This is a genomic window from Duganella sp. CF458 (genome assembly GCF_900113115.1).
Taxonomy (GTDB): Bacteria; Pseudomonadota; Gammaproteobacteria; order Burkholderiales; family Burkholderiaceae_D; genus Rugamonas.
The window spans coordinates 129,711-152,285 of the sequence record NZ_FOOF01000006.1; the positions used below are offsets into that span (position 1 = coordinate 129,711).

The 22,575-nt window shown below is 62.3% G+C and carries 25 protein-coding genes; 17 read left to right on the top strand and 8 right to left on the bottom strand.

Going from position 1 to position 22,575, the window contains the following annotated elements; all coding sequences use genetic code 11:
• Positions 1–7 precede the first annotated feature (7 nt).
• The 14 genes from flhC (at position 8) to BM269_RS11090 (ending at position 13,026) form a co-directional block, all read left to right on the top strand.
• Entirely contained in the window at positions 8–556 is a 549-nt protein-coding gene (gene flhC, locus BM269_RS11025; protein ID WP_090437075.1) for a flagellar transcriptional regulator FlhC, read from the top strand.
• Positions 531–1,298, top strand: a complete 768-nt coding sequence (locus BM269_RS11030) for a class I SAM-dependent methyltransferase (protein WP_090437250.1) — start codon at positions 531–533, stop codon at positions 1,296–1,298. The genes flhC and BM269_RS11030 overlap by 26 nt, the downstream gene beginning before the upstream one ends.
• Before the next feature lie 95 nt (positions 1,299–1,393).
• The gene (gene motA, locus BM269_RS11035) at positions 1,394–2,254 is read left to right on the top strand and encodes a flagellar motor stator protein MotA (RefSeq protein WP_090437076.1); all 861 of its coding nucleotides are present in this window, start codon (positions 1,394–1,396) and stop codon (positions 2,252–2,254) included.
• 18 nt (positions 2,255–2,272) lie between these two features.
• On the top strand, positions 2,273–3,217 hold the full coding sequence (motB, locus tag BM269_RS11040; protein WP_090437077.1) for a flagellar motor protein MotB: 945 nt from the start codon (positions 2,273–2,275) through the stop codon (positions 3,215–3,217).
• A gap of 7 nt (positions 3,218–3,224) precedes the next feature.
• Positions 3,225–3,773 carry a chemotaxis protein gene (locus BM269_RS11045; protein WP_090437078.1) on the top strand — a complete coding sequence of 183 codons (549 nt, stop codon included), beginning with the start codon at positions 3,225–3,227 and terminating at the stop codon, positions 3,771–3,773.
• 43 nt (positions 3,774–3,816) lie between these two features.
• Positions 3,817–4,182 carry a response regulator gene (locus BM269_RS11050; protein ID WP_055936079.1) on the top strand — a complete coding sequence of 122 codons (366 nt, stop codon included), beginning with the start codon at positions 3,817–3,819 and terminating at the stop codon, positions 4,180–4,182.
• Positions 4,183–4,196: 14 nt separating this feature from the next.
• Positions 4,197–6,425 (top strand): chemotaxis protein CheA, encoded by a 2,229-nt coding sequence (gene cheA, locus BM269_RS11055; protein ID WP_090437079.1) that lies wholly within the window; start codon positions 4,197–4,199, stop codon positions 6,423–6,425.
• Complete coding sequence (locus BM269_RS11060) at positions 6,422–6,901, top strand: chemotaxis protein CheW (RefSeq protein WP_090437080.1); 480 nt, start codon at positions 6,422–6,424, stop codon at positions 6,899–6,901. Before cheA ends, BM269_RS11060 begins: the two co-directional genes overlap by 4 nt.
• A 45-nt stretch (positions 6,902–6,946) precedes the next feature.
• On the top strand, positions 6,947–8,650 hold the full coding sequence (locus BM269_RS11065) for a methyl-accepting chemotaxis protein (RefSeq protein ID WP_090437081.1): 1,704 nt from the start codon (positions 6,947–6,949) through the stop codon (positions 8,648–8,650).
• Between the two features lie 29 nt (positions 8,651–8,679).
• Positions 8,680–9,528, top strand: coding sequence for a CheR family methyltransferase (locus BM269_RS11070; protein ID WP_090437082.1), 849 nt, complete (start codon positions 8,680–8,682; stop codon positions 9,526–9,528).
• Positions 9,509–10,129, top strand: coding sequence for a chemoreceptor glutamine deamidase CheD (gene cheD, locus BM269_RS11075; RefSeq protein WP_170860345.1), 621 nt, complete (start codon positions 9,509–9,511; stop codon positions 10,127–10,129). Before BM269_RS11070 ends, cheD begins: the two co-directional genes overlap by 20 nt.
• An 18-nt stretch (positions 10,130–10,147) precedes the next feature.
• Entirely contained in the window at positions 10,148–11,227 is a 1,080-nt protein-coding gene (locus BM269_RS11080) for a protein-glutamate methylesterase/protein-glutamine glutaminase (protein ID WP_090437084.1), read from the top strand.
• A 121-nt stretch (positions 11,228–11,348) separates the two neighbouring features.
• Positions 11,349–11,738: a chemotaxis response regulator CheY gene (gene cheY / locus BM269_RS11085; protein ID WP_028104141.1), complete on the top strand. Its 390-nt coding sequence runs from the start codon at positions 11,349–11,351 to the stop codon at positions 11,736–11,738.
• 76 nt (positions 11,739–11,814) lie between these two features.
• The gene (locus BM269_RS11090) at positions 11,815–13,026 is read left to right on the top strand and encodes an EAL and HDOD domain-containing protein (protein WP_090437085.1); all 1,212 of its coding nucleotides are present in this window, start codon (positions 11,815–11,817) and stop codon (positions 13,024–13,026) included.
• A gap of 105 nt (positions 13,027–13,131) precedes the next feature.
• On the opposite strand, the gene BM269_RS11095 is transcribed toward BM269_RS11090, so the two are convergent.
• From BM269_RS11095 to BM269_RS11110, 4 genes are read right to left on the bottom strand one after another with little or no spacing between them, the layout of a single operon-like run.
• Entirely contained in the window at positions 13,132–15,096 is a 1,965-nt protein-coding gene (locus BM269_RS11095; RefSeq protein WP_229204594.1) for an LTA synthase family protein, read from the bottom strand.
• Between the two features lie 13 nt (positions 15,097–15,109).
• A complete protein-coding gene (locus BM269_RS11100; RefSeq protein WP_090437086.1) occupies positions 15,110–15,913 on the bottom strand; it encodes a hypothetical protein in 804 nt (267 codons plus the stop codon).
• Positions 15,907–16,554 (bottom strand): hypothetical protein, encoded by a 648-nt coding sequence (locus tag BM269_RS11105; protein ID WP_090437087.1) that lies wholly within the window; start codon positions 16,552–16,554, stop codon positions 15,907–15,909. Before BM269_RS11105 ends, BM269_RS11100 begins: the two co-directional genes overlap by 7 nt.
• Positions 16,551–17,750: an exo-alpha-sialidase gene (locus tag BM269_RS11110; RefSeq protein ID WP_090437088.1), complete on the bottom strand. Its 1,200-nt coding sequence runs from the start codon at positions 17,748–17,750 to the stop codon at positions 16,551–16,553. Before BM269_RS11110 ends, BM269_RS11105 begins: the two co-directional genes overlap by 4 nt.
• A 205-nt stretch (positions 17,751–17,955) precedes the next feature.
• On the opposite strand from BM269_RS11110, the gene BM269_RS11115 reads away from it, so the two are divergent.
• A complete protein-coding gene (locus tag BM269_RS11115) occupies positions 17,956–18,210 on the top strand; it encodes a hypothetical protein (RefSeq protein WP_090437089.1) in 255 nt (84 codons plus the stop codon).
• A 12-nt stretch (positions 18,211–18,222) separates the two neighbouring features.
• Here the strand turns inward: BM269_RS11115 and panC are convergent, their stop codons facing one another.
• Genes panC through BM269_RS11135 form a run of 4 tightly spaced genes read right to left on the bottom strand, consistent with a single transcriptional unit; the run spans position 18,223 to position 21,280 of the window.
• Positions 18,223–19,062, bottom strand: a complete 840-nt coding sequence (gene panC / locus BM269_RS11120) for a pantoate--beta-alanine ligase (RefSeq protein ID WP_090437090.1) — start codon at positions 19,060–19,062, stop codon at positions 18,223–18,225.
• A 9-nt stretch (positions 19,063–19,071) separates the two neighbouring features.
• Positions 19,072–19,992 carry a segregation and condensation protein A gene (locus BM269_RS11125; RefSeq protein WP_090437091.1) on the bottom strand — a complete coding sequence of 307 codons (921 nt, stop codon included), beginning with the start codon at positions 19,990–19,992 and terminating at the stop codon, positions 19,072–19,074.
• 20 nt (positions 19,993–20,012) lie between these two features.
• Entirely contained in the window at positions 20,013–20,222 is a 210-nt protein-coding gene (locus BM269_RS11130) for a DUF3460 family protein (protein ID WP_090437092.1), read from the bottom strand.
• A 50-nt stretch (positions 20,223–20,272) separates the two neighbouring features.
• Positions 20,273–21,280 (bottom strand): porin, encoded by a 1,008-nt coding sequence (locus tag BM269_RS11135; RefSeq protein WP_090437093.1) that lies wholly within the window; start codon positions 21,278–21,280, stop codon positions 20,273–20,275.
• Between the two features lie 182 nt (positions 21,281–21,462).
• Between BM269_RS11135 and BM269_RS11140 the strand changes: the two genes are divergently transcribed.
• A complete protein-coding gene (locus tag BM269_RS11140) occupies positions 21,463–21,642 on the top strand; it encodes a hypothetical protein (RefSeq protein ID WP_090437094.1) in 180 nt (59 codons plus the stop codon).
• Positions 21,643–21,671: 29 nt separating this feature from the next.
• On the top strand, positions 21,672–22,574 hold the full coding sequence (locus tag BM269_RS11145) for a DMT family transporter (RefSeq protein ID WP_090437095.1): 903 nt from the start codon (positions 21,672–21,674) through the stop codon (positions 22,572–22,574).
• Position 22,575: the final 1 nt, after the last annotated feature.

Here is a 22,575-nt window from a genome sequence, read left to right on the forward strand (position 1 = left end):
GCGCGCCATGAGCAAGAAGAGTGTGGTGACCGAAGCGCAGGAAATCCAGCTGGCCATCGAGCTGATCAACCTGGGCGCCCGCCTGCAATTGCTGGAGACCGAAGTGTCGCTGTCGCGCGAACGCCTGCTGAAACTGTACAAGGAGCTGAAGGGCGTGTCGCCGCCGAAAGGCATGCTGCCGTTCTCGACCGACTGGTTCCTGACCTGGCAGCCGAACATCCACGCCTCGCTGTTCATGAACATCCATAATTTCCTGGTCGAGCACGCCGGCGCCAGCGGCATCCACGCCGTGATGAAGGCTTACCAGCTCTACCTGGAACAAATGCCGCCCGCCGCCGGCGAAGAAGCGCTGCTCTCGCTGACCCGCGCCTGGACCCTGGTCAAGTTCGCAGGCAGCAATATGCTGCAGCTCAAGCCTTGCACTTGCTGCAAGGGCAAGTTCGTCGTCGACGCCATGGACTTGAACCGCGACTACAAGTGCGGCCTGTGCCATATGCCTTCGCGTGCCGGCAAGACCCGCAAGGCCAAGGATGCCGCTGAAGCGGTCGCTGCTTAAAACCCCCGCCTTCCAGGCGCTGCTGGTCCAGGCCGGCGCGCTTCTGCCATGCGCCGCGCTGGCCGTTGCGCTTGAAGCGCTCGGCCATGGCCTGACGCTGTTGCAGGCCGCGCTGCTGCAAGGCGCGCTGGCGGCCGGCATCGGCTGGAAGCTTGGCCTGGCGCGCTGGTGGCTGCCGATCCAGCTGCTGTTCCCTATCGCGCTGCTGGCCGGACTGGCGCTGCGACTGCCGCCATGGCTGGCCGCCGCTGCCTTCCTGCTCTTGCTGGGCTGGTACTGGTCCACCTACCGCACGCAAGTACCTTACTACCCGTCGCATCGCGCCGTGTGGCGCGCCGTGCTGGCCGAGCTGCCGCAGGGCAGGGCCTTGCGCATGATCGATATCGGCAGCGGCCTCGGTGGCTTCACCTTGCACATGGCTTCTGCGCGGCCCGAATGGGATGTTGCAGGAATTGAACTGGCGCCGCTGCCTTGGCTGGTGTCGCGCTTGCGCGCCGCGTTGTCCGGCAGCCGCGCGCGTTTCATGCGTGGCGACTATGAGCAGTTAAATTTTGCAGAATATGACCTGGTGTTTGCTTACCTGTCGCCGGCCGCCATGCCGGCCTTGTGGAGCAAGGCCCAGCGCGAGATGCGGGCCGGCAGTTTTCTTGCCAGTTATGAATTCGAAATTCCAGCGGGCGGCGGCATCAAGACCATTCGCACCACAGAGGGCGGTCCACTCCTTTATATAAGAGCATTTTAAGGCCTGTTTTCCTTGCCGCAGAGGCGTCTTCACGTTATTGTAGTTCCACTGTGGAATATTATTGCTTTTAACTAGCTATCGGGGAGTCTGCGCGCTTGTTAGTCATCATCGGATACATCGTCGTTGTCGCCTCCGTTTTCGGCGGCTTTGCGCTCAGTGGCGGCCACCTGGCTTCCCTGTTCCAGCCGCTTGAACTGCTGATGATCGGCGGTGCGGCGGCAGGCGCTTTCTTTGTTGGCAACAATGGCAAGTCCATCAAGGCGACGCTGGGTGCGATCCCCGGCCTGTTCAAGGGTTCGCGCTATACCAAGGACCTGTACATGGAACTGATGTCGCTCCTGTTCGATGTGTTGTCCAAGGTGCGCAAGGAAGGCCTGATGTCGATCGAAGGCGATATCGACAAGCCGGAAGACAGCCCGCTGTTCAGCAAATACCCGTCGGTGCTGGAAGACCATCACATCATCGAGTTCATGACCGATTACCTGCGCCTGATGGTGTCGGGGAATATGGATGCCTTCCAGATCGAGAACCTGATGGACAACGAGATCGACACCCACCACCAGGAAGGCCATGTGCCGGCGCATTGCATCGCCAAGCTGGGCGACGGCCTGCCGGCCTTCGGGATCGTGGCGGCGGTGATGGGGGTGGTGCACACCATGGAGTCGGTGGGCATTCCGCCATCCGAGCTGGGCATCCTGATCGCCAAAGCGCTGGTCGGCACCTTCCTCGGCATCTTGCTGGCATACGGTTTCGTCGGCCCGCTGGCCAGCCTGCTGGAGCAGAAGCTGGAAGAGTCGACCAAGATGTACCAGTGCGTGAAAGTGACGCTGCTGGCCAGCCTGAATGGTTATGCCCCGGCACTGGCCGTGGAATTTGGCCGCAAGGTACTGTACTCTACCGAGCGCCCCAGCTTCTCCGAGCTGGAAGAACATATCAAGAAATCGAAGTCGAAGTAATGGAAGCGAGGACCTGCCATGGCTGAAGAAGGCCTGCGGCCGATTGTCGTCAAGAAGATCAAGAAAGGCGGGGGCGGCCATCACGGCGGCGCCTGGAAGATCGCTTACGCCGACTTCGTGACGGCGATGATGGCGTTCTTCCTGCTGATGTGGCTGCTCGGTTCGACGACCAAGGGCGACCTGAACGGTATTTCCGAATACTTCAAGACGCCGCTGAAAGTGGCCATGCAAGGCGGCTCCGGCAGCGGCGACAGTTCCTCGGTGATCCAGGGCGGTGGTTCCGATTTGTCGCGCCGTACCGGCCAGGTCAAGATGACGGACGATCCGGCCCAGAACAAGAGCTATAACCTCGATGCGGCCAAGAAGGCGCTCGAGGCGGAAGAGAAGTCGCGCCTGCAAGCCTTGCGCGCCCGGATCGAAATGACCATCGATACCAATGCCGAACTCAAGAAGTTCAAGGAGCAGTTGTTGCTGGACTTTACCAGCGAAGGCTTGCGCATCCAGATCGTCGACTTGCAAAACCGCCCCATGTTCAATGCCGGCAAGGCCGAATTGCAACCGTATGCGGGCGAAATCCTGGAAGCCATTGCGCCGGCCCTGAACGACGTACCGAACAAGATCGGCCTGTCCGGCCACACCGACTCCACGCCGTATTTCACCGAAACGGGGTACAGTAACTGGGAACTGTCGGCCGATCGTGCCAATGCATCGCGCCGCGCGCTGCTGCATGGCGGGCTGGCCGACAATAAGATCCTGCGCGTGGTGGGCCTGGCCAGCGCCGCCCACCTGGACCGCGCGGATCCTTTCAACCCGATCAATCGCCGCATCAGCATCATTGTGATGAACAAGCGGACCGAGGAGAATGTGCTGCGTGACGGCGGCAAATTGCAGGTGGGCCTCGATACGGAAGCTACGCAAGCCGCGGCGGCAGCGGCACCGGCCGCGCCGGCAGGGAAGAAATAGGGACTTTATGACAAGAAAGAAAATCCTTGGCTCCCACGTGAAACGGCTGCTGTCCGGCGTGTCGGACCATGGCCGGCGCCACCTGACGGAAGTCGAGACCGACCTGCTGCAGACCAACCTGCTGCTGGAGGAAGCGATCGACAAGCTGACCCGCAACTTCATGGCGATCCATGAAGCGGTGAGTGCCCAGCAGGCCACCATCGAGCTGCTGCTGCAAGGCGGCGATCCGTCGGCGGAAGACAAGGCGCGCTTGCAGGAAATGAACGAACAGGTCAGCGGCTATGTGAATGCCGCCATTACCAGCATGCAGTTCCAGGACATGACCAGCCAGTTGATCGACCGCACCCTGAAGCGCGTCACCGGCTTGCGGGAGTTCCTCGGCACGCTGGGTGCGCACGGCGCCGAAGTGGTGCCGGAATCGGGCAGCGACGAGATCGTGGACCTGCTGAGCAAGGTCAGCATGGCGCTGGCGATCCAGAGCCTGGAATTGCGCAGCGTGCTGCGCAAGGCGGTCAGCCAGAAGCACCTGGAAAGCGGCGACATCGAACTGTTCTGAATGTAGAAACGCATACAAAAATTTAACCAAGTGAGAAAAAAAGATGGCTAAAACAATTCTTGCAGTCGACGACTCCTCCTCGCTGCGCCAGATGGTGGCTTTCAGCCTGAAGGCAGCCGGCTACCAGGTGGTGGAAGCAGTCGACGGACAGGATGGCCTGGAAAAGGCCAAGCTGCAAACCGTGGACCTGGTGCTGACCGACCAGAACATGCCGCGCATGGATGGCCTGCAACTGATCAAGCTGCTGCGCGAGCAACCGTCCTACGCCAAGGTCCCGATCCTGATGCTGACCACCGAATCGTCCGACGAGATGAAGGCCAAGGGCCGCGCCGCCGGCGCGAATGGCTGGCTGGTCAAGCCTTTCGACCCGCAACGCTTGATTGAGGTAGTGAAGAAGGTCATCGGCTAATAAAGGGGTGTGGCATGACCATCGATATTAGCCAGTTCTACCAGGTCTTCTTCGACGAAGCGGAAGAACTGCTGGCTGAAATGGAGCGGCTGCTGCTGGGCGTCGACGTGGCGTCGCCCAGCGAAGAGGACTTGAACGCGATTTTCCGTACCGCGCACTCGGTCAAGGGCGGCGCGTCGACGTTCGGCGTGACCGACATGACCGAAGTCACGCACGTGCTCGAGACGCTGCTGGACCGCATCCGCAAGGGCGAAATGGCCTTGACCGCGACCCACGTGGACGCCTTCCTGGCCGCCAAGGACATCCTGAAGATGCAGCTGGACGGGCATCGCCTGGGCAGCGCGGTCGACCAGGAAGCGGTGGGCGACGTGCGCATGATGCTGCAGGAGCTGGCGCAGGACGTGCACATCGAAGCGATGGCGCCGGTGGCGTCGGGCTTCAGCACGCCGGATGCGCAGGCGGTCGACCACAGCGGCGGCAAGCGCTACCGCCTGGAACTGCCGCCCATGGTGCTGCGGGAAGTGGAGGCTTTGGCGGCCGAACTTGGCCTGATGGGCCATGTGGAACTGGTGCCGCTGGACGCCGAGCGCCATGCCATGCTGGTCACCACCCACGAATCGCTGGACGATATCGTGGCCATCTGCTCTTTCGTGATCGATGCCGAGCAGATGAAGGTCAGCGAGCAGCCGGCCCTGAGCCCGACCCAGGCCGCCCGCGAGAATGCCGAGCGGGTACGCAAGGAAGCGGAGCAGGGCTATGGCTTCTTCGACCCCCTGCCTGGCGCGGGTGCCGGCGCCGGCGCTGCACCGGCGGCGGACGGCGAAGGCTACGGCTTCTTCCAGCCGCTCGACGAAATCCGCGGCAATGCCGGCGCTGCCGCCGAGGATGCGCGCGGCTACGGCTTCTTCCAGCCGCTGGAAGTGATCCGCGCCCAGGCCGGCATCCAGGACGTGCCGGCGGAGGTGGCGAAGCCGAGCGAAGAACAGGAAAAGAAAGCCGCCCGCAAGGAAGCGGAAAAACAGGCCCACACCCCGGCCGGCGGCGAATCGTCCTCGATCCGCGTCTCGGTGGAAAAGGTGGACCAGTTGATCAACCTGGTCGGCGAGCTGGTGATCACGCAAGCGATGATCGAGCAGCGCGCCGGCACGCTGGACCCGGTGCTGCATGAGAAGCTGATGAGCGGCATTTCCCAGCTCACCCGCAACACGCGCGACTTGCAGGAATCGGTGATGTCGATCCGCATGATGCCGATGGACTTCGTGTTCTCGCGCTTCCCGCGCATGGTGCGCGACCTGGCCACCAAGCTTGGCAAGAAAGTCGAATTCGTCACCAGCGGCGCCGCCACGGAGCTCGACAAGGGCCTGATCGAACGCATCGTCGACCCGCTGACCCACCTGGTGCGCAACTCGATCGACCATGGCATCGAAATGCCGGAGGTGCGCAAGGCGGCCGGCAAGTCCGAAACCGGGCGCCTGTTCCTGTCCGCCTCGCACCAGGGCGGCAGCATCATCATCGAAGTATCGGACGATGGCGGCGGCTTGAACCGCGACCGGATCCTGGCCAAGGCGCGCCAGAACGGCTTGCCGCTGTCCGAGAATATGAGCGACGCCGACGTGTGGCAGCTGATCTTCGCGCCCGGTTTCTCGACCGCCGAACAGGTGACCGATGTGTCGGGCCGCGGCGTCGGCATGGACGTGGTGAAGCGCAATATCACCGCCATGGGCGGCACGGTCGACATCCGTTCGGCCAAGGGCTTTGGCACTACCATCTCGATTTCCCTGCCGCTGACCTTGGCGATCCTGGACGGCATGCTGATCCAGACCGGCGACGAGGTGTACATCCTGCCGCTGGGCTTCGTGCTCGAATCGCTGCAGCCGGCGCCGGAAGACGTGAAGGAAATCAGCGGCAAGGGCCGCGTCATCAAGGTGCGCGGCGAATACCTGCCGTTGATCCCGCTGTACCAGATTTTCGAAATCGCCCCGCGCTTCACCGACCCCTGCCAGGGCATCCTGGTGATCGTGGAGACCGAAGGCAAGAAAGCCTGCCTGTTCGTGGACGAACTGGTGGGCCAGCAGCAGGTCGTGGTCAAGAACCTGGAATCGAATTACCGCAAGGTGACCGGCATTTCCGGTGCCACCATCCTGGGCGACGGCGGCGTGTCGCTGATCCTGGACGTGACGGCGCTGGTGCGCTCGTCGCGCCAGCTGGTTGACGAATCAAACTTTGTGAAGGAAGAACCATGAGCGACGCTAGCAGCGCCGGCACGGCCGTCCAGGAGTTCCTGGCTTTCAAGCTGGGCTCCGAAGAATACGGCATCGATATCCTGAAGGTGCAGGAAATCCGCGGCTACGAGGCGGTGACCCGCATCGCCAACGCGCCGGAATTCATCAAGGGCGTGATCAACCTGCGCGGCATCATCATCCCGGTGGTGGACATGCGCATCAAGTTCAAGCTGGGCGAACCGGTGTACGACCAGTTCACCGTGGTCATCATCCTCAATATCAACGGCCGCGTGGTGGGCATGGTGGTCGATTCGGTGTCGGACGTGACCTCGCTGACGGCGGAGCAGATCAAGGCCGCGCCGGACCTGGGCACCGCGTTCAGCTCGGAATACATGATCGGCCTCGGCACCATCGACGAGCGCATGCTGATCCTGGTCGATATCCAGCGCCTGATGTCGAGCCCGGAAATGGGCTTGAGCGAAAAACTCGCGGCGTAACACATAAAAATACCGATCCGTCAGGATACGAGGGGAGAGAACAAAATGAATGTGCGCGAATACAAGATAGGCACACGGCTTGGTTTCGGTTTCGGGATCATTTTGCTGATCCTGGTCGGCACCGTGCTGCTGACCAATGTGCTGAACTACCGCAACAAAGCGGCCCTGATGACCGGCCTGGACGTGTCCGGCGCCAAGGAGTTGCAGGCGCAGTCGATGAAGAGCGCGATGCTGGAAACCGGCATCGCCATGCGCAATATCGGCCTGCAGTCGGACGTCAGCCTGATGCAGAAGGAAGAAGAGAAGGTCAAGGCCAACCGCGCCCGCTACGATGCGGCGCGCACCAAGCTGCAAAGCCTGGGCCTGAACGACGCCGAGAAAAAGGTGGTGAACGACATCTCCGCCTTGCAGACCGACGTCGACGCGGCCTTCAAGGAAGCCATGGGCCAGATCATGGCCTTCAACGCCGAGGGCGCGGCCAAGGTCATCGCCGGCCGCATCGACCCGCTGCAGCAGCAGACTCTGACTGCGCTGAACAAGCTGGTGGAGCTGCAGCAGGCGGCCGTGGCCGATTTCAAGGAAAGCTCGAACAAGGCCGACCGCAACCTGACCCTGTGGATGGTGGTGCTGGCGGCGGTGGCGGTCGGCGTCGGCATCCTGTGCGCGCTGGTGATCACCAAATCGATCACCCGGCCGCTGTCCGGGGCGGTGGAAGTGGCGCAGAAAGTGGCGGCGGGCGAGCTCACCTCGCAGGTGACGGTGGAAGGCAAGGACGAAACGTCGGAACTGCTGCAGGCGCTGAAGGACATGAACGACAGCCTGGTCAGGACTGTCGGCCAGGTGCGCGCCTCGACCGACACCATCACCACCGCCTCGCAGGAAATCGCGACCGGCAATGCCGACCTGTCGGCGCGCACCGAATCGCAGGCGTCCTCGCTGGAGGAAACCGCTTCGTCGATGGAAAACCTGACTTCCACCGTGAAGCAGAATGCCGACAACGCGCGCCAGGCCAACCAGCTTGCGGTATCGGCCTCGTCGGTGGCGGAGAAGGGCGGCCACGTGGTATCGCAGGTGGTCGACACCATGGGCTCGATCAAGCAATCGTCGACCAAGATCGTCGACATCATCGGCGTGATCGACGGCATCGCCTTCCAGACCAATATCCTGGCGCTGAATGCGGCCGTGGAAGCGGCGCGGGCAGGCGAGCAGGGCCGCGGCTTCGCCGTGGTGGCGTCCGAAGTGCGCAACCTGGCGCAGCGCTCCGCCGCGGCAGCCAAGGAGATCAAGGCCCTGATCGACGATTCGGTCGACAAGGTCGACGCCGGCGGGCGCCTGGTCGATGAAGCCGGCCAGACCATGGGCCTGATCGTGACCTCGATCAAGCAGGTGGCCGACATCATGGGCGAGATCACCGCCGCCACCCTGGAGCAGAGCCATGGCATCGAGGAAGTCAATGCCGCGATCGGCCAGATGGACGAAATGACACAGCAGAACGCCGCGCTGGTGGAAGAAGCCGCGGCTGCCGCGGAATCGATGCAGGAGCAGGCCAACAACCTGGCCCAGGCGGTGTCGATCTTCAAGCTGGCCGGCGACGAATTCGCCAAGCGCGCGGCGGCGCCGCAGCGCAAGGCCAAGCCGGCGGCGCCGGCACGCAGCACGGCGGTGGTGCCGGCCGCCCCGGCCGCGCAGCCGGCCAAGAAGAAGCTGGCGGCTGCCGCCCCATCCGGCGACGAATGGGAAGAGTTTTAATGTCCATGTAACCGCGGAGAGCTATAAAAATGGCGCTGACCAAAGAGACCGTGAAAGAGTTCGACTTCAACGGCAAGGATTTTGAACGGGTCCGCGCAATGATCTACAAGCGGGCCGGCATTGCGCTGGCCGACTCCAAACAGGAGATGGTGTACAGCCGCCTGGCGCGACGCTTGCGCGCCACCGGCATCAATAGTTTCGTGCGCTACCTGGACGACCTGGAAGCAGGGCGCCTGGGCAACGGCGAGTGGGAAGCCTTCACCAATGCGCTGACCACCAACCTGACGTCGTTCTTCCGCGAATCGCACCACTTCCCGCTGCTGGCCGAGCACGTCAAGGCCAGGCGCGGGGAAACGATCAATATCTGGTGTTCCGCCAGCTCCACCGGCGAGGAGCCGTATTCGATTGCCATCACCTGCTGCGAAGCGTTCAACACGCTGACGCCGCCGGTGCACATCCTTGCCACCGACATCGACACCAATGTGCTGGCCACGGCCGCCAACGGGGTCTACCCGATGGAGCGGATCGACAAGCTGTCGCCCGAGCAGCAGCGCCGTTTCTTCCTGAAAGGGCGCGGCGCCAACGAAGGCATGGCGCGCGTGCGGCAGGAATTGCGCTCGCTGATCACCTACCGGCAGCTCAACCTGCTGGATGAAAAATGGGATATCCGTCCCGGTTTCGATGTGATTTTCTGCCGCAATGTGATGATTTACTTCGACAAGGCGACACAGCGCAAGATCCTGTCCCGCTTTGTCCCGCTGATGAAACCGGATGCCCTGCTGTTTGCCGGCCATTCCGAGAACTTCCTGTACGTGTCGGACGCTTTGAAGTTGCGCGGTAAGACTGTCTACGAGCTCGATGAGCGCAAGAGGGCATGACATGGATAAAGAACAATTCGCGACCAATGTCTATTACGACCGGACCTTCGACTGCGACGCGGCCAAGATCCTGCCGGGCGAGTACTACTACACCCAGAAGGACATGCTGATCGTGACCGTGTTGGGCTCCTGCGTGTCGGCCTGCATCCGCGACCGGCTGACCGGCCTGGGCGGCATGAACCATTTCATGCTGCCCGATGGCGGGGCCGACCAGAGCAGCCCGGTGTCGGCGTCGGCGCGCTATGGCACTTACGCGATGGAAGTGCTGATCAACGACCTGTTGAAAGCGGGCGCGCGGCGCGACAACCTGGAAGCCAAGGTGTTCGGCGGCGGCGCGGTGCTGAAGGGCTTCACCGCGATCAACGTCGGCGAGCGCAATGCCGCCTTTGTGCAAAGCTTCCTGAAGAACGAGAAGATCCGCATTGTGGCCGAAGACCTTTGCGACATCTACCCGCGCAAGGTGTACTTCTTCCCCAAGACCGGCAAGGTGCTGGTCAAGAAACTGATGCAAACCCATAACGATACCCTGGCGCAGCGTGAAAACGACTACGCCAACCGCCTCAAGGCCAAGCCGGTGGCGGGCGAGGTCGAGCTGTTCTGAAAAGATTAGGTGTACATAATGAACAAGATCAAAGTCCTGATTTGCGACGATTCGGCGCTGATCCGCAGCGTGATGAGCGAGATCATCAAGAGCCAGCCGGACATGGAAGTGGTGGGCGTGGCGCCCGATCCGCTGGTGGCGCGCGACCTGATCAAGCAGACCAACCCGGACGTGCTGACGCTGGACGTCGAAATGCCGAAGATGGACGGCCTCGATTTCCTCGAACGCCTGATGCGGCTGCGCCCGATGCCGGTGGTGATGGTGTCGTCGCTGACCGAGCGCGGTTCCGAAATCACGCTGCGCGCGCTGGAACTGGGGGCGGTGGACTTCGTGACCAAGCCCAAGATTTCGATCCAGTCCGGCATGCGCGAGTACGCCGACCTGATCTCCGACAAGATCCGCGCCGCCTCCAAGGCGCGGGTGCGGGCGCGCACCTTGCCGGCCGCCGGCACCCCGGGCGCAGCGGGCACGCCGCTGCCGCAATTACGGAATCCCCTGATGTCTTCGGAAAAACTGATCATTGTCGGTGCCTCGACCGGCGGCACGGAAGCGATCCGCGAATTCCTGATGCAAATGCCGTCGGACTGCCCGGGCATCCTGATCACCCAGCACATGCCCGAAGGCTTCACCAAATCGTTTGCCAAGCGCCTCGATTCGCTGTGCAAGATCGCGGTGGTGGAATCGCAGGGCAACGAGCGCGTGCTGCCGGGCCACGCGTACATCGCCCCCGGCCACTCGCACCTGCTGCTGACCCGTTCGGGCGCCAATTACATGACCAAGCTGGACCAGGGGGAGCCGGTCAACCGCCACCGCCCGTCGGTCGATGTGCTGTTCCGTTCCGCGGCGCAGAATGCGGGCAAGAACGCGGTCGGCGTGATCCTGACCGGCATGGGCAAGGACGGTGCGGCAGGCATGCTGGAGATGAAGAACGCCGGGGCGTATAATTTCGCGCAGGACGAAGCGAGCTGCGTGGTGTTCGGCATGCCCCGTGAAGCCATTGCCGTTGGTGCAACGCATGAAGTCGGGGCCTTGCAGGCGCTCCCCGGCATGGTATTAGGTTATCTTGCCCAACATGGCTCGCGTGCATTGCGCGTTTGACACGGGAATGGCAGTTTTGGGCTTGTATGTTCGCCTTGGAGCAACGAAAATGCTATCCTACAACTTGCTGGGAACACCACTTCAATTAATAACCGCGTAAGTAGAAACAACGGAGCAATTCATGGCTGATCCAAAGATGAAATTTTTGGTTGTTGACGATTTCTCGACGATGCGCCGCATCGTGCGAAATCTCTTGAAAGAACTGGGTTATGCCAACGTGGACGAGGCAGAAGACGGCGTGATGGCGCTGGCGAAACTGCGCGCGGAGCAATTCGACTTCGTGGTGTCCGACTGGAATATGCCGAATATGGATGGCCTGACCATGTTGCAGAACATCCGTGCCGACCCCGCGCTGGCCAAGCTGCCGGTGTTGATGGTGACCGCCGAGGCCAAAAAGGAAAACATCATCGCGGCTGCGCAGGCAGGCGCCAATGGCTATGTGGTGAAACCGTTCACCGCCGCCACCCTGGATGAAAAGCTGAACAAGATTTTCGAAAAGCTCGGCGCTTGATCCCGGCTTTGCACGTACTTGGCGGCGGCGGCTTGGGCCGTCGCCGTTCCCTCCTGAGTCAAGCATAAGACCACGTATGCATCAGACACATTTCCTGGTTCGTGAACCCCTGCTCGATCCCGAGCAGCGCGTGGTCGGCTACGAACTTACATGGCAGCAGGAAGCTGCTTCCCATGTGCCCACCCTGGAAGAGCTCGAAGGCCTGGTCGGCTTCGTCGCCGGCCAGGTGAACCACCCTGAACATGGCTGGCTGCTGAAGCAGAAAACCCTGTTCCTGCAAGCCGTGCCCGGCATGCTGTCGACCGATTCGATGTTCGACCTGCCGCCCGAGCACACCGTGCTGTCGCTGAAGACGTCCGAGCTGGCCAATCCAACCACCTTGGCCGCGGTGCAGGGCTTGCGTGCCGGAGGCGTCGGCATCCTGCTGCGCGAAGCCGACCTGGCGCGCGTCGGCAGCCGCCTGGGCACCATTTGTTCGTATGTCGAAGTCCGCTTTACCGGCGCCGATGTGGCCGCGCAGGCGCGCGCCTATTCGCTGCTGAAGACCTCCAATATCCGCATGGTGGGCCGGCCGGTCTCCACCTGGTCCGATTTCGATGCCTGCGCCGCGCTGGGGCTGGATGCCTTTGTCGGCAAGCTGCACCTGACGCCGCGTCCGGGCAGCGAAGGGCAGGGCTTGAATCCTTCGCAAACCATCATCTTGCAACTGATGCAGATGGTGAATGCCAATGCCGACGTGGCCCAGCTGGAGAGCGTGCTGAAGCGCGATGCGGCCCTGTCGTACAAGCTGCTGAAGTACATCAACTCGGCCGGCTTCGGTGCCGGCCGCGAAGTGCAGTCGCTGAAACAGGCCATCCAGCTGCTGGGCTACCAGCCGATGTACCGTTGGCTGACCCTGCTGCTGGCGACCGCGTCCACCTCCGGCTTCTCGCCGGTGTTGCTGGAAACGGCCGTGGTGCGCGGCCGCCTGGCCGAGTTGCTGGGCCAGAAAGCGCTGGGCAAGGCCGATGCGGAGAATATCTTCGTGGCCGGCATGTTCTCGCTGCTGGACCGCCTGTTGGGCATCCCGATGAAGGATGTGCTGCAAGAGATCCAGTTGAGCGACGAGGTGGTGAAGGCGCTGCTGACGCGCGGCGGCAAATACGGCCCGTTCCTGGCGCTGGCCGAGGCCTGCGAACTGAACTCGAACCTGGTCAGCTCGCTGGCCGATTCGCTGTCGCTGTCGCCGGAAGACGTCAACAAGGCCCACCTGTCGGCCCTGGCCTGGACCCAGAGCGTCACCACGTAATCATCCCGAAGCGCCCGCCGGCGGGCGCCTTCCTTGCCACGATGCATGCAACGAGGGGCAAGCTGCTGCTTGCCACTCGCTCCTCTGCCGGCTGTCAGTTCGTGCTTATTTGCTCAGGCGGTAGCGCTGTTCGCGGTACAGCAGCGAAGGCGCGATCACATGCGCCATGGCCTGTTCCGCCTGCGCTTGCGTCGGCTTGGTATCGGTCAGCTGCAACTCGCCTTTGGCAAAGTCGTAACGGCCGATCAACGGTTCCTGGCTTGGGCGCAGGATGGTTGCCGTATCGCCTTCCAGCCAGGTGAAGTAATTATCGAATTGCATGATCGCGCGGCCCGGTGTCGTGCTGTCCTTGACGAAGTCGCGCCCGATCATCGGGTGGCTGCTCGAAATGCCGATCATCGACAGCAGGGTAGGGCCGAGGTCGATCTGGCTGGCCAGGGTCGTGATGCGTTTCGGCGCCACGTCGGCGCCCAGGATCAGGCCCGGGATGTGGAACTTCTTGATCGGCATCAGGCTGTTGCCGTACACGCGGTTGTCATGGTCGGCCACGATCAGGAACACCGTATCCTTCCAATAGTCCTGCTTCTTGGCCTCGGCGATGAACTTGCCCAGCGCGTAGTCGGCGTACTTGACGGCGTTGTTCACCGTCTGCTTGGCGGGGTCATGCAGCGCGATCTTCCCGTCCGGGAATTCGAACGGCTCGTGGTTGGAGGAACTGAAGATCAGGCTGAAGAACGGCTTTTTCTGCGCATGCAGGTGCTTGAGCCGTTCCAGCGATTTGTCGAACAGGTCTTCATCGGAGGCGCCCCAACTGCCGACGAATTTCGGCTGCATATCGTCGCGGTCGACCACGTTCTGGAAGCCGTTGCCGGTGAAGAAGCTGCGCATATTGTCGAAGTGCGCCTCGCCGCCATACACGAACTCGGTGTGGTAACCCTGCTTGCCCAGGCCCAGCGCCAGCGTGTAGAAATTCTGCTGCGCCAGCGAGAGCTTGACGACGCTGCGCGCCGGCGTCGGCGCGTATCCCGCCACCACAGCCTCGATGCCGCGCACGGAACGGGTGCCGGTGGCATACAGTTGCTCGAACCACCAGCCTTCGTTTTTCAGTTTTTCCAGTTCCGGCGTGACAGGCAAGCCCCCCAGCGATTGCACGAAGGTGGCGCCCAGGCTCTCCTCCAGCACGATCACCAGGTTGAGCGGCTTGTCGCGCTGGATGGCGGCTTGCTGCGCATGCAGGGTAGGCAGCTCAGGCTGCGTGAACTGGTAGTCGCGCAGCCATGGGGCGGCCGTCACCGCCGGGAATACTTTCTCGCGCGGGAATTTGCCGTAGATCTCGGAGGAGTTGGCTTCCTTGCGCATCGACGCCATCGCGTCGATCACCGACCACGGCGAGTTGATGATCAGCGAATTCACCATGGCATCGCCGGTCAGCGCGAAGGTCGCCGGATTGGCCGGGCGGTGCTCGGTGGTGGACCGGATCTGGAAGCCGACCAGCAGCACCAGCAGCGGCCAGGTCAGCAACACCAGCTTGGGCGACCACATGACAGTGCCGGCGGCGGCCGATTTCAGCAGACGGAACACCAGCACGGTCAACAGGGCGGTGCCGCCCATGCCGAGGATGACTGCCAGGCGGAAGCCGTTCCACAGCGTGGCGGCGACTTCCTTCGGATAGGACAGGTACTCGATGAACAGGCGGTTCGGCCTGAAATCGTATTGCATGATGAACTGCGGCGTGGACAGTTCCATGAAGATGATGAACAGCAGCCCCAGGCTGGCCCAGCTGATGCTGAACAGCTGCCAGGCGCGTGCCGAGTAGCGCTGGGCCAGGAATGGCGCCAGCAACAGCGGCAGCGCCAGCAGGTAGCCGAGCAGGATCAGGTCGGCACGTACCCCTTGCGCCAGCATCTCGCCCAGGATGCCGGTGGCGCTGACGCGCTCCCATTGCCAGGCGGCCAGGCCGAGGCGCGATACCGAAAGGATGACCAGCCCGGCAAGCACCATCTGCACCAGGGTAGCGTAAGGGCCTGCCCATCGGGTCAGGTGGGCCAGGCGGGCTGCCGCTCGATTCATGTTATTCGCCCAATTAACCCATCATCGCGCCGGCGCCGGCGCTGAGCAGCCAGGCGGTCAGCAGCAGGAAGAGCATGACGCCGCTGAACAGCTTGTCCACCAGGCGTGCTTCGACCGTCTGCTGGAATACTGCGGGCTGGCTGTAGCCAAAGCCGAGGAAGTAAGCGGCGAAGATGGTGGACATGTAATGCACAGCGCCGAACAGTTCGCCCAGTTCGCCTTTGCGCGGATGCTCGATCAGCACGTGCGACAGCGCCACCAGCACCAGGTAGATCACGGAGACCGGCAGCGGCGGCAGGTAGACGCCGAACTTTTCGACGAAATTGCGCACGGCAGGACGGCTGCGTGCCAGCAGCGGCAGGATCACGTTATGGGTCAGGCCGGCCAGCAGGATCATCTTCAACATGATGGTCTTGTGGATGCTGCCGCCCTTGCCGATCGCCAGGTTGTGCAGGTTGGTTTCGCCCTGGCGGTTATTCTGCTGGAAGAACTCGGAAGACTGCACGTGCAGGATGCGCTGGAACCAGCTGATCTCTTCCATCGCCGCAGCGGCGACCACCAGGCCCAGGCCCAGCATGCCCAGCGTGGCCAGGTCGAAGCCGCTGCGCTTCCAGCGTTCGACGCCGGCAAACACCAGCAGGCCGGCAGTCATGGCGAAGCACAGGAACTGCATCCATTCGACGATGCCGTCTTCGGTCAGCACGCGCATCAGTTGTTCGGGCGATCCCTTCACCGAGACGGCCAGTATCAGCACGAATAGATTGATGGCGATTCCGGTCAACAGCACCGGATGCGAATACCATTTACGATTTAACACGGACCTGCTCCTATTTTGTTTGTTTCAAGATGACGTTGCCGTTTGCGCCAGGCCCGGATCGCGAGCGTCACGACGGCCCAGATCCAGAGCATTGGATCGAGCAGGGCATCCCACAGGTTCCCGGTGGGCAGGCGCAACAAGGTGAAAAGGGTGAGGGCGCCCAGTGCGGCAAAGGCTTGCGGGCGCGAGCGGCCCTGGATGATCCAGGCCACGCACAGCGCCATGGCCGCCAGCGCTAACAGCGGCGCGCCACGCGGGCCGAAGCCCCAGAAGTATAGCCCGAGCGGGAGCAATCCCAGTGCGTCCAGATAGAGGACGGTGCCCAACAGCGCGATCGCGCCGGCCAGGGCAACGGACAGGCCGCGCTTGGCGGTGGCCGGCCACCAGGGGTGGACCAGGCGCATCAGGCACAGGCCGACCAGCAAACCGCTTGGCCACTGGAGCGCGAGGGCAATCCAATAGGCGGGCGAGAACGGTCCCGGCAGTAGTGCCAGCACGATCATCACGCCCAGGAGCTGGGCGGTGGCACGCCGCGACAGCTGGCGGGAAGCCGGAAGCAAGCCGATCACCAGGGTGGCCAGCACAATCCCCCATGCCACCTTGCCGTACGTGCTTTGCAGGAGCAGGTCGGGCAGGGTCATTCCGCCGCCCCGCCGAAATTGAGCTCGATCACATGGTGGGCGATCGCCTCGCGGCGCGAGGTGTAGGTGATGTGTAATTCATTGCCGACCTGGTGCAAGTCGGGGTAGGAAAATTCCTCGCCGGCTCTCCCATGGGCGATGTCGGTCACGCGTGTCCAGCTGCGGCCGTCGCTGGTGGTCGACAGGCGCAGCACATTGCGGTCGGAACCGCCGGGCAGCATATGGTTATGCAACATGGCGATACTGCCATTGCTGAGGCGCAGCGCGCTGAGGGAAGTACTCTGGTTCGGCAGGGAAAGCGCCGGCAGGTCATCCCAGTTCACGCCGCCGTCGTCGCTGCGCGCATGCTGCACCCGCTGCTCGTCGCTCGAATCGCGCATCCAGGCGTGGACCTCGGAGGGCGAGAACGGGACGATGGTTGGCTGCAGCGTGGAAATGCGGGTGCCGATGCGCGATATCCAGCGCGGGTCGCCGTTCTGGTCGAAGGCCAGCATCAGCGGGTATTTGATGCCCATTTCGAAATACGCCGGGAGCAGCCAGCCGCCATCGGCCAGGCCGACCGGGGTGGTGCGCACCAGCATGCTGGTATTGAACAGCGGCGACATCTGCAGCACGCGCTTGACCGTGAAACTCTTGCCCAGGTCATCGGATACCAACTGGACCACGCGCGAGGCGGCCCAACCGCCAAGGCCGGTGGCCACCACGAACAGGTTGATGCGCCCTTCGGTGGAGGCCCAGGCGACCGGGTTGCCGATCCGTCGTACGCCGTAGCCCAAGGCGGCCGACAGGGAGTCGCGGCTGGCCACTTCCCAAGGCTGGGCCCATTTGCCGTCTTTCCAGTGCGAGGCGTAGACCTTCACGTCCGGCCCGCTTTCCCGGCTGCCGGCCCACCAGAATGCGGCCATGCGCCCGCCAGGCAGCGGCGTCATGGCGCTGGAGTGGGCGGAGGGAGCGTTGGGTGGCTTCGGCAGCAGCGTGGCGCTGCGCGGGATGAAGCTGACCTTGCCGGGTTGGGCCGGGGGCACCAGCATGGCCGAATTGGCGTGGCGTGCGCTGAACCAGCGCTTCGACTCGACGCCAGTGGCAAGGATCAGGATTGCCAGGCAAAATAGCTTTGCATACAGGGACGCGCTGCTGCCACGGTGGTGGGCGCTGTCAGCCGTGGTAATGGCGCTAGCGCCCAACCGGAATTCCATGCTGTTATCCCTCTGTACTGAATTCAGTCTGCAAGTGAAAATTCACAAGTGGAGCATCCTACAATAAAGAAAGGGATTGTGGGAATTTTCTGATAGGTCAGCGGGCGTTGGCAACAGACTAGTTGCGTCAAATCAACGGTTGGAGTCATTAAGCGGAAATATTGTCTGGGTAGCATCACGAACACGCTAGCTTTCGGGAGGCGCCATGTTCTTCATTCGTTACCGCTGGACGCTGTCGCTCAAGGTACAAATCGCCATCGGCATCGCGCTGGTGGCGGCGCTGGCTTCTGCCCATGGCAGCAGCGCGCAGGCGGAAGAGTTTGCTACGCTACATCAAGGAAAGTGCATGCGACAGCCGGGTACGCCGGCTGTCGAGATCTGCGCCATGCGCACCATCCAGCTGGCTTCGCAATTGTATGGGATGGAGTTCGGCGACCAGGTCGCCGAGGCCCTGCGCTAGGGTTGCGATCGATCAGATTTCGAGGTTGTCGATCAGGCGGGTGGTGCCCAGTTTGGCGGCGGCCAGCACCACCAGCTTTTCGCCTTGCGCCAGGTCGCCGGCATTGGGCGGTTGCAGGTCGTTGCGCTTGCGGATCGAGATGTAGTCAGGCTTCCAGCCGCGGGCGGCCAGCTCGTCCATTGCCTTGTGCTCCAGCTGGAACACGTCGAGATGGCCGCCGCGCACTTCGTCGGCCACCTGGTTCAGCGCGCGGTACAACGCAGGCGCTTCGGCGCGCTCTGCGGCCGACAGGTACATATTGCGCGAGGACAGCGCCAGGCCATCGTCGGCGCGGTAGGTCTCGGCGGCGACAATCTCGGTTGGCATGCCAAGCTGGCGCGCCATATTCCGTACGATCATGAGCTGCTGGTAGTCCTTCTTGCCGAACACGGCCACTTTGGGCTGCACGCAGGAGAACAGCTTGGTCACCACGGTGCACACGCCACCGAAGAAGCCGGGGCGGAACTCGCCTTCCAGCGTATTGCCCAGGCCGTCAGGCGGCTGCACGCGGTATTCCTGCGGCTCCGGGTACATATCCTTTTCGGTCGGCGCGAACAGCACGTAGACGCCTTCCTTCTCCAGTTTTTCCACGTCGGCCTGGAAGGTGCGTGGATACTTGTCAAAGTCCTCGTTCGGGCCGAACTGCAGGCGGTTCACGAAAATGGACGCCACCACCGGGTCGCCATGCTTGCGGGCCAGGCGCATCAGCGACAAATGGCCTTCATGCAGGTTACCCATGGTCGGGACGAATGCAGTGCGTAACTGGCCACTGAGCTGGTCGCGCAGTTCTTCGATATTGGAGATGATTTTCATAGTTTTTAGTCAGGCAGGCGAATACGCAAGACGCACGTAAATCGGTGCGAACGGTTCCGCCTGGGTAATTTCAATCAGGGTTTCCTTGGCCAGCTCCAACATCGCGACGAAGTTCACCACCACCACCGGCGGGGGGGCTTCCGGATTGAACAATTCGGTGAATTCGATGAAGCGGCTGGATTGCAGCTTGCGCAGGATGGAGGTCATGTGCTCGCGCACCGACAGCTCCTCACGGGTGATCTTGTGGTGCTGCTTCAGCGTGGCGCGCTTCATCAGCATGCGCCAGGCATCCTGCAGGTCGACCACTTCAACTTCCGGCCAGGTCGGCATCAGGCTTTGTTCGATGAAGACCTGGGTGCGCACGAAGTCGCGGCCCACCTGGGGCAGGGAATTCAGGTCGTAGGCGGCCAGCTTGATCTGCTCGTATTCGAGCAGGCGGCGCACCAGTTCCGCGCGCGGGTCTTCGGCTTCGACGTCGAGGTCGTGCTGGCGCTGCGGCAGCAGCATGCGCGACTTGATCTCGATCAGCATGGCCGCCATCAGCAGGTATTCCGCCGCCAGCTCCAGGTTGGTCTTGCGGATTTCTTCGACATAACTCAGGTATTGCAGCGTCACCTGGGCCATCGGGATGTCGAGGATGTTGAAGTTCTGCTTGCGGATCAGGTACAACAGCAAGTCCAGCGGGCCTTCGAACGCTTCCAGGATGACTTCCAGCGCGTCGGGCGGGATATACAGGTCGTTCGGCAGCTTGAGTACCGGCTCGCCATACAGGCGTGCGAAAGCGGCGCCGTCGGCTTCCGCCGGGGCGCTCGCATCGGGTGGCGCGTCTGCCGCGCCGCTACCTGGTCCGCCTGCGTCAGGCGGCAAATCCGCGGCGACGGCCAGTTCAGCCTGTTCGGCCTGTTCGTCCACCGCGTCTTTTGGCGACATGCTGTGTGCCGTCCCGGCTCTTATACCTTGTTCTGGTACACGTAAGCCTGTTGCTTGACGGCCGAAGCCTTGTCACGGGCCTGGTCGTCCAGCGAGGTCGAAGCTTTGTCCCACAGGATCGCACGGCCGGCTTGCTGGCCAGCTTCGAGGTCCGGGTTCTTGGCTTTCAGGTCCTTGATGAACAAGGAATGGTCGGATTCGTATTTGTGATTCTGCTTGAGGAATTTCATATCGTGAAAATAACTGGGTTCAGCAACGGACATTTTACCGTCTTTTCTCGTCAGAAACGATGCCGAATGCCAGCGACGTAGGTATTTCCCTTGCTAGCGTTGCTAATCTTGTCGTACATCAGCACGGCGTACACGTCGGTGCGCGGCGAAAGATTGTAGTCGTAGCCGGCGGCGCCGGTGTCGCGGTGGAATTCCGGCACCACTTTTGCCTTGTCAGTCAGGCGCGACCACGCCACCATCCAGCGCCCCGCACCGCCATGCGTCGGGATGGTGAAGCCGGCATGCACGGAATGGGCGTCGCGGTCGCTGACCTTGGCCTGGTGGTCGGAGTAGGAGGCGAACAATTTGACGACCTTGAAGTCGTAGGCCGCCGCAGCCAGGTAGCTGCGTTGTTCCGGCACGGTCACGCTCAGGCCAGGGCCAAAGCGCACATTCACGCCGCCCAGCGTCACGGCCAGCTGTTTGCCGGCATATTTGGCGACTGCGGCCCAGTTGTTGTTGTGCGCGCCCGGCTGCTCGCCCAGCGAATACTGGGCGACGAAGGTCGTGTCATACACCGGGTTCGAGGCGTATTGGATCGAATTGCTCCAGCCGGTATCGCCCAGCGTCGCATTGCCGCCGGCAGCGGTGTAGATCTGGTTGATCAGCGGCGAAAAACGGGTGGACGGGCCGAATGGATTGATCTGGCCGGCGGCCACAAACAAAGGATTGGCAATGCGTCCCATGCGTACCATGCCGAATTCGCCGGCCAGGCCGACGTTGGCATTGCGGGCGAACATGCCTTCTCCCGGGAAGCGTCCGGCCTCGCCGGTATCGCCGCGGAAGAAGCCTTCGATCTGGAATTGGGCCTTCAGGCCGCCGCCCAGTGCTTCCGTGCCGGAAAAACCGTAGTAGGAGGTGATCATGCCGCCGCTGTTGACCGCGCTCACGGCCTGCGGCGCGCTGGCGGTGGCTGTGCGGCCGGCGAAGGCGTCGACCACGCCATATATATTGACCTGGGTTTGCGCCGTAGCGGCGACGGGAAGGAGGAGGGTGATGGCTGGGAGCAGTCGTTTCATGGATACCTTTTAATATTGTTGTTTAGGCCTCGTCCTGCGCCCCCATTGTCACTGCTGCCCAGGTCGGCGACAAGAAAAACTTCCCCTGGCGTGGGCAGGCCGCCACGCTGGTTTGCCAGCGCACAGACCCGCAATAGAGCGCACGCCACAGTGACGGTTCAATCCCAGTCAAGGAGGCCGCCATGGCACAGAACAAACAAACCAGCAATCAGAACCGGCAATCGGTGCAGACTGTCGAGTCCGACAAGACCGGCAACCAGGACACAGCCAAACGCAACACGAAAAATGAAGCCTCACGCACCAAGGCGGGCAGCAGCGAAGGTGCAGGTGGTGGAGCGAAGCAGAAGGCCAAGCGCGGTTAGTTCAGAAATAGCGTATCCTTGCGGGCACCATGAAAGCCCGCACAGCAATACTCCTGACCGTACCGCCACTGCTCTGGGCGGGGAACGCGATCGTGGGGCGCATGGTGGCGCACGAGGTGCCGCCGATCATGTTGAACTTCCTGCGCTGGGCGATCGCGTTCGTCCTGCTGCTGCCATTTTCCGGGCCGATTTTCCACCGCGGCAGTGGGCTGTGGACGCATTGGCAGCGCTTTACTGTGTTGGGCTTGCTCGGCATCGGGCTGTATAACGCCCTGCAATACCTTGCCCTGCAGAGCTCCACCCCGATCAATGTGACGCTGGTGGCGTCCGGCATGCCGGTATGGATGATGTTGACCGGCTGGCTGTTTTTCGGCGCCGGGGTGTCGCGGCGCCAGGTTGCCGGCGCGGCGCTGTCGATTGCCGGCGTCCTGCTGGTATTGGCGCGCGGTGAATGGCTGCACCTGATGGAATTGCGCCTGGTGGCCGGCGATATATTCATGATCCTGGCGACGATTGCCTGGTCTCTATATAGCTGGCTATTAACGCGCACCAACGGCCCCGCTGATATGCGTGGCCATTGGGCGAGTTTCCTATTGGCGCAGGTGGCATTTGGCGCGGTGTGGTCGGGCTTATTTGCCGCAGGGGAGGCGGCAATATCCTCCGCGCCGATTTATTGGAGCTGGCCGCTGATCGCCGCATTGGCTTATGTCGCCATTGGACCGGCGATTATCGCGTTTCGTTGCTGGGGCGCCGGCGTGCAGCAGGCGGGGCCGGCGGTGGCGTCGTTCTTCGTGAATTTGACGCCCTTATTTACCGCGCTGCTTTCTTCCTTCATTCTCGGCGAGGCGCCGAAAATCTATCACGGCGTTGCATTTATCCTGATCGTCGGCGGCATTATTATCTCCTCCGGCCGTGCGACGGCGCGGCGCTGAA

Bases quoted from the DNA above. Each gene is read 5' to 3' on its own strand.
- cheD (WP_170860345.1), top strand. From the start codon at position 9,509: ATGAGCGCAAGAGGGCATGACATGGATAAAGAACAATTCGCGACCAAT.
- BM269_RS11140 (WP_090437094.1), top strand. From the start codon at position 21,463: ATGGCACAGAACAAACAAACCAGCAATCAGAACCGGCAATCGGTGCAG.
- BM269_RS11050 (WP_055936079.1), top strand. From the start codon at position 3,817: ATGGCTAAAACAATTCTTGCAGTCGACGACTCCTCCTCGCTGCGCCAG.
- BM269_RS11060 (WP_090437080.1), top strand. From the start codon at position 6,422: ATGAGCGACGCTAGCAGCGCCGGCACGGCCGTCCAGGAGTTCCTGGCT.
- BM269_RS11145 (WP_090437095.1), top strand. From the start codon at position 21,672: ATGAAAGCCCGCACAGCAATACTCCTGACCGTACCGCCACTGCTCTGG.
- BM269_RS11080 (WP_090437084.1), top strand. From the start codon at position 10,148: ATGAACAAGATCAAAGTCCTGATTTGCGACGATTCGGCGCTGATCCGC.
- BM269_RS11130 (WP_090437092.1), bottom strand. From the start codon at position 20,222: ATGAAATTCCTCAAGCAGAATCACAAATACGAATCCGACCATTCCTTG.
- motB (WP_090437077.1), top strand. From the start codon at position 2,273: ATGGCTGAAGAAGGCCTGCGGCCGATTGTCGTCAAGAAGATCAAGAAA.
- cheA (WP_090437079.1), top strand. From the start codon at position 4,197: ATGACCATCGATATTAGCCAGTTCTACCAGGTCTTCTTCGACGAAGCG.
- BM269_RS11090 (WP_090437085.1), top strand. From the start codon at position 11,815: ATGCATCAGACACATTTCCTGGTTCGTGAACCCCTGCTCGATCCCGAG.
- flhC (WP_090437075.1), top strand. From the start codon at position 8: ATGAGCAAGAAGAGTGTGGTGACCGAAGCGCAGGAAATCCAGCTGGCC.
- BM269_RS11135 (WP_090437093.1), bottom strand. From the start codon at position 21,280: ATGAAACGACTGCTCCCAGCCATCACCCTCCTCCTTCCCGTCGCCGCT.
- BM269_RS11095 (WP_229204594.1), bottom strand. From the start codon at position 15,096: ATGAATCGAGCGGCAGCCCGCCTGGCCCACCTGACCCGATGGGCAGGC.
- BM269_RS11070 (WP_090437082.1), top strand. From the start codon at position 8,680: ATGGCGCTGACCAAAGAGACCGTGAAAGAGTTCGACTTCAACGGCAAG.
- BM269_RS11125 (WP_090437091.1), bottom strand. From the start codon at position 19,992: ATGTCGCCAAAAGACGCGGTGGACGAACAGGCCGAACAGGCTGAACTG.
- BM269_RS11065 (WP_090437081.1), top strand. From the start codon at position 6,947: ATGAATGTGCGCGAATACAAGATAGGCACACGGCTTGGTTTCGGTTTC.
- BM269_RS11045 (WP_090437078.1), top strand. From the start codon at position 3,225: ATGACAAGAAAGAAAATCCTTGGCTCCCACGTGAAACGGCTGCTGTCC.
- cheY (WP_028104141.1), top strand. From the start codon at position 11,349: ATGGCTGATCCAAAGATGAAATTTTTGGTTGTTGACGATTTCTCGACG.
- BM269_RS11030 (WP_090437250.1), top strand. From the start codon at position 531: ATGCCGCTGAAGCGGTCGCTGCTTAAAACCCCCGCCTTCCAGGCGCTG.
- panC (WP_090437090.1), bottom strand. From the start codon at position 19,062: ATGAAAATCATCTCCAATATCGAAGAACTGCGCGACCAGCTCAGTGGC.
- BM269_RS11105 (WP_090437087.1), bottom strand. From the start codon at position 16,554: ATGACCCTGCCCGACCTGCTCCTGCAAAGCACGTACGGCAAGGTGGCA.
- BM269_RS11115 (WP_090437089.1), top strand. From the start codon at position 17,956: ATGTTCTTCATTCGTTACCGCTGGACGCTGTCGCTCAAGGTACAAATC.
- BM269_RS11110 (WP_090437088.1), bottom strand. From the start codon at position 17,750: ATGGAATTCCGGTTGGGCGCTAGCGCCATTACCACGGCTGACAGCGCC.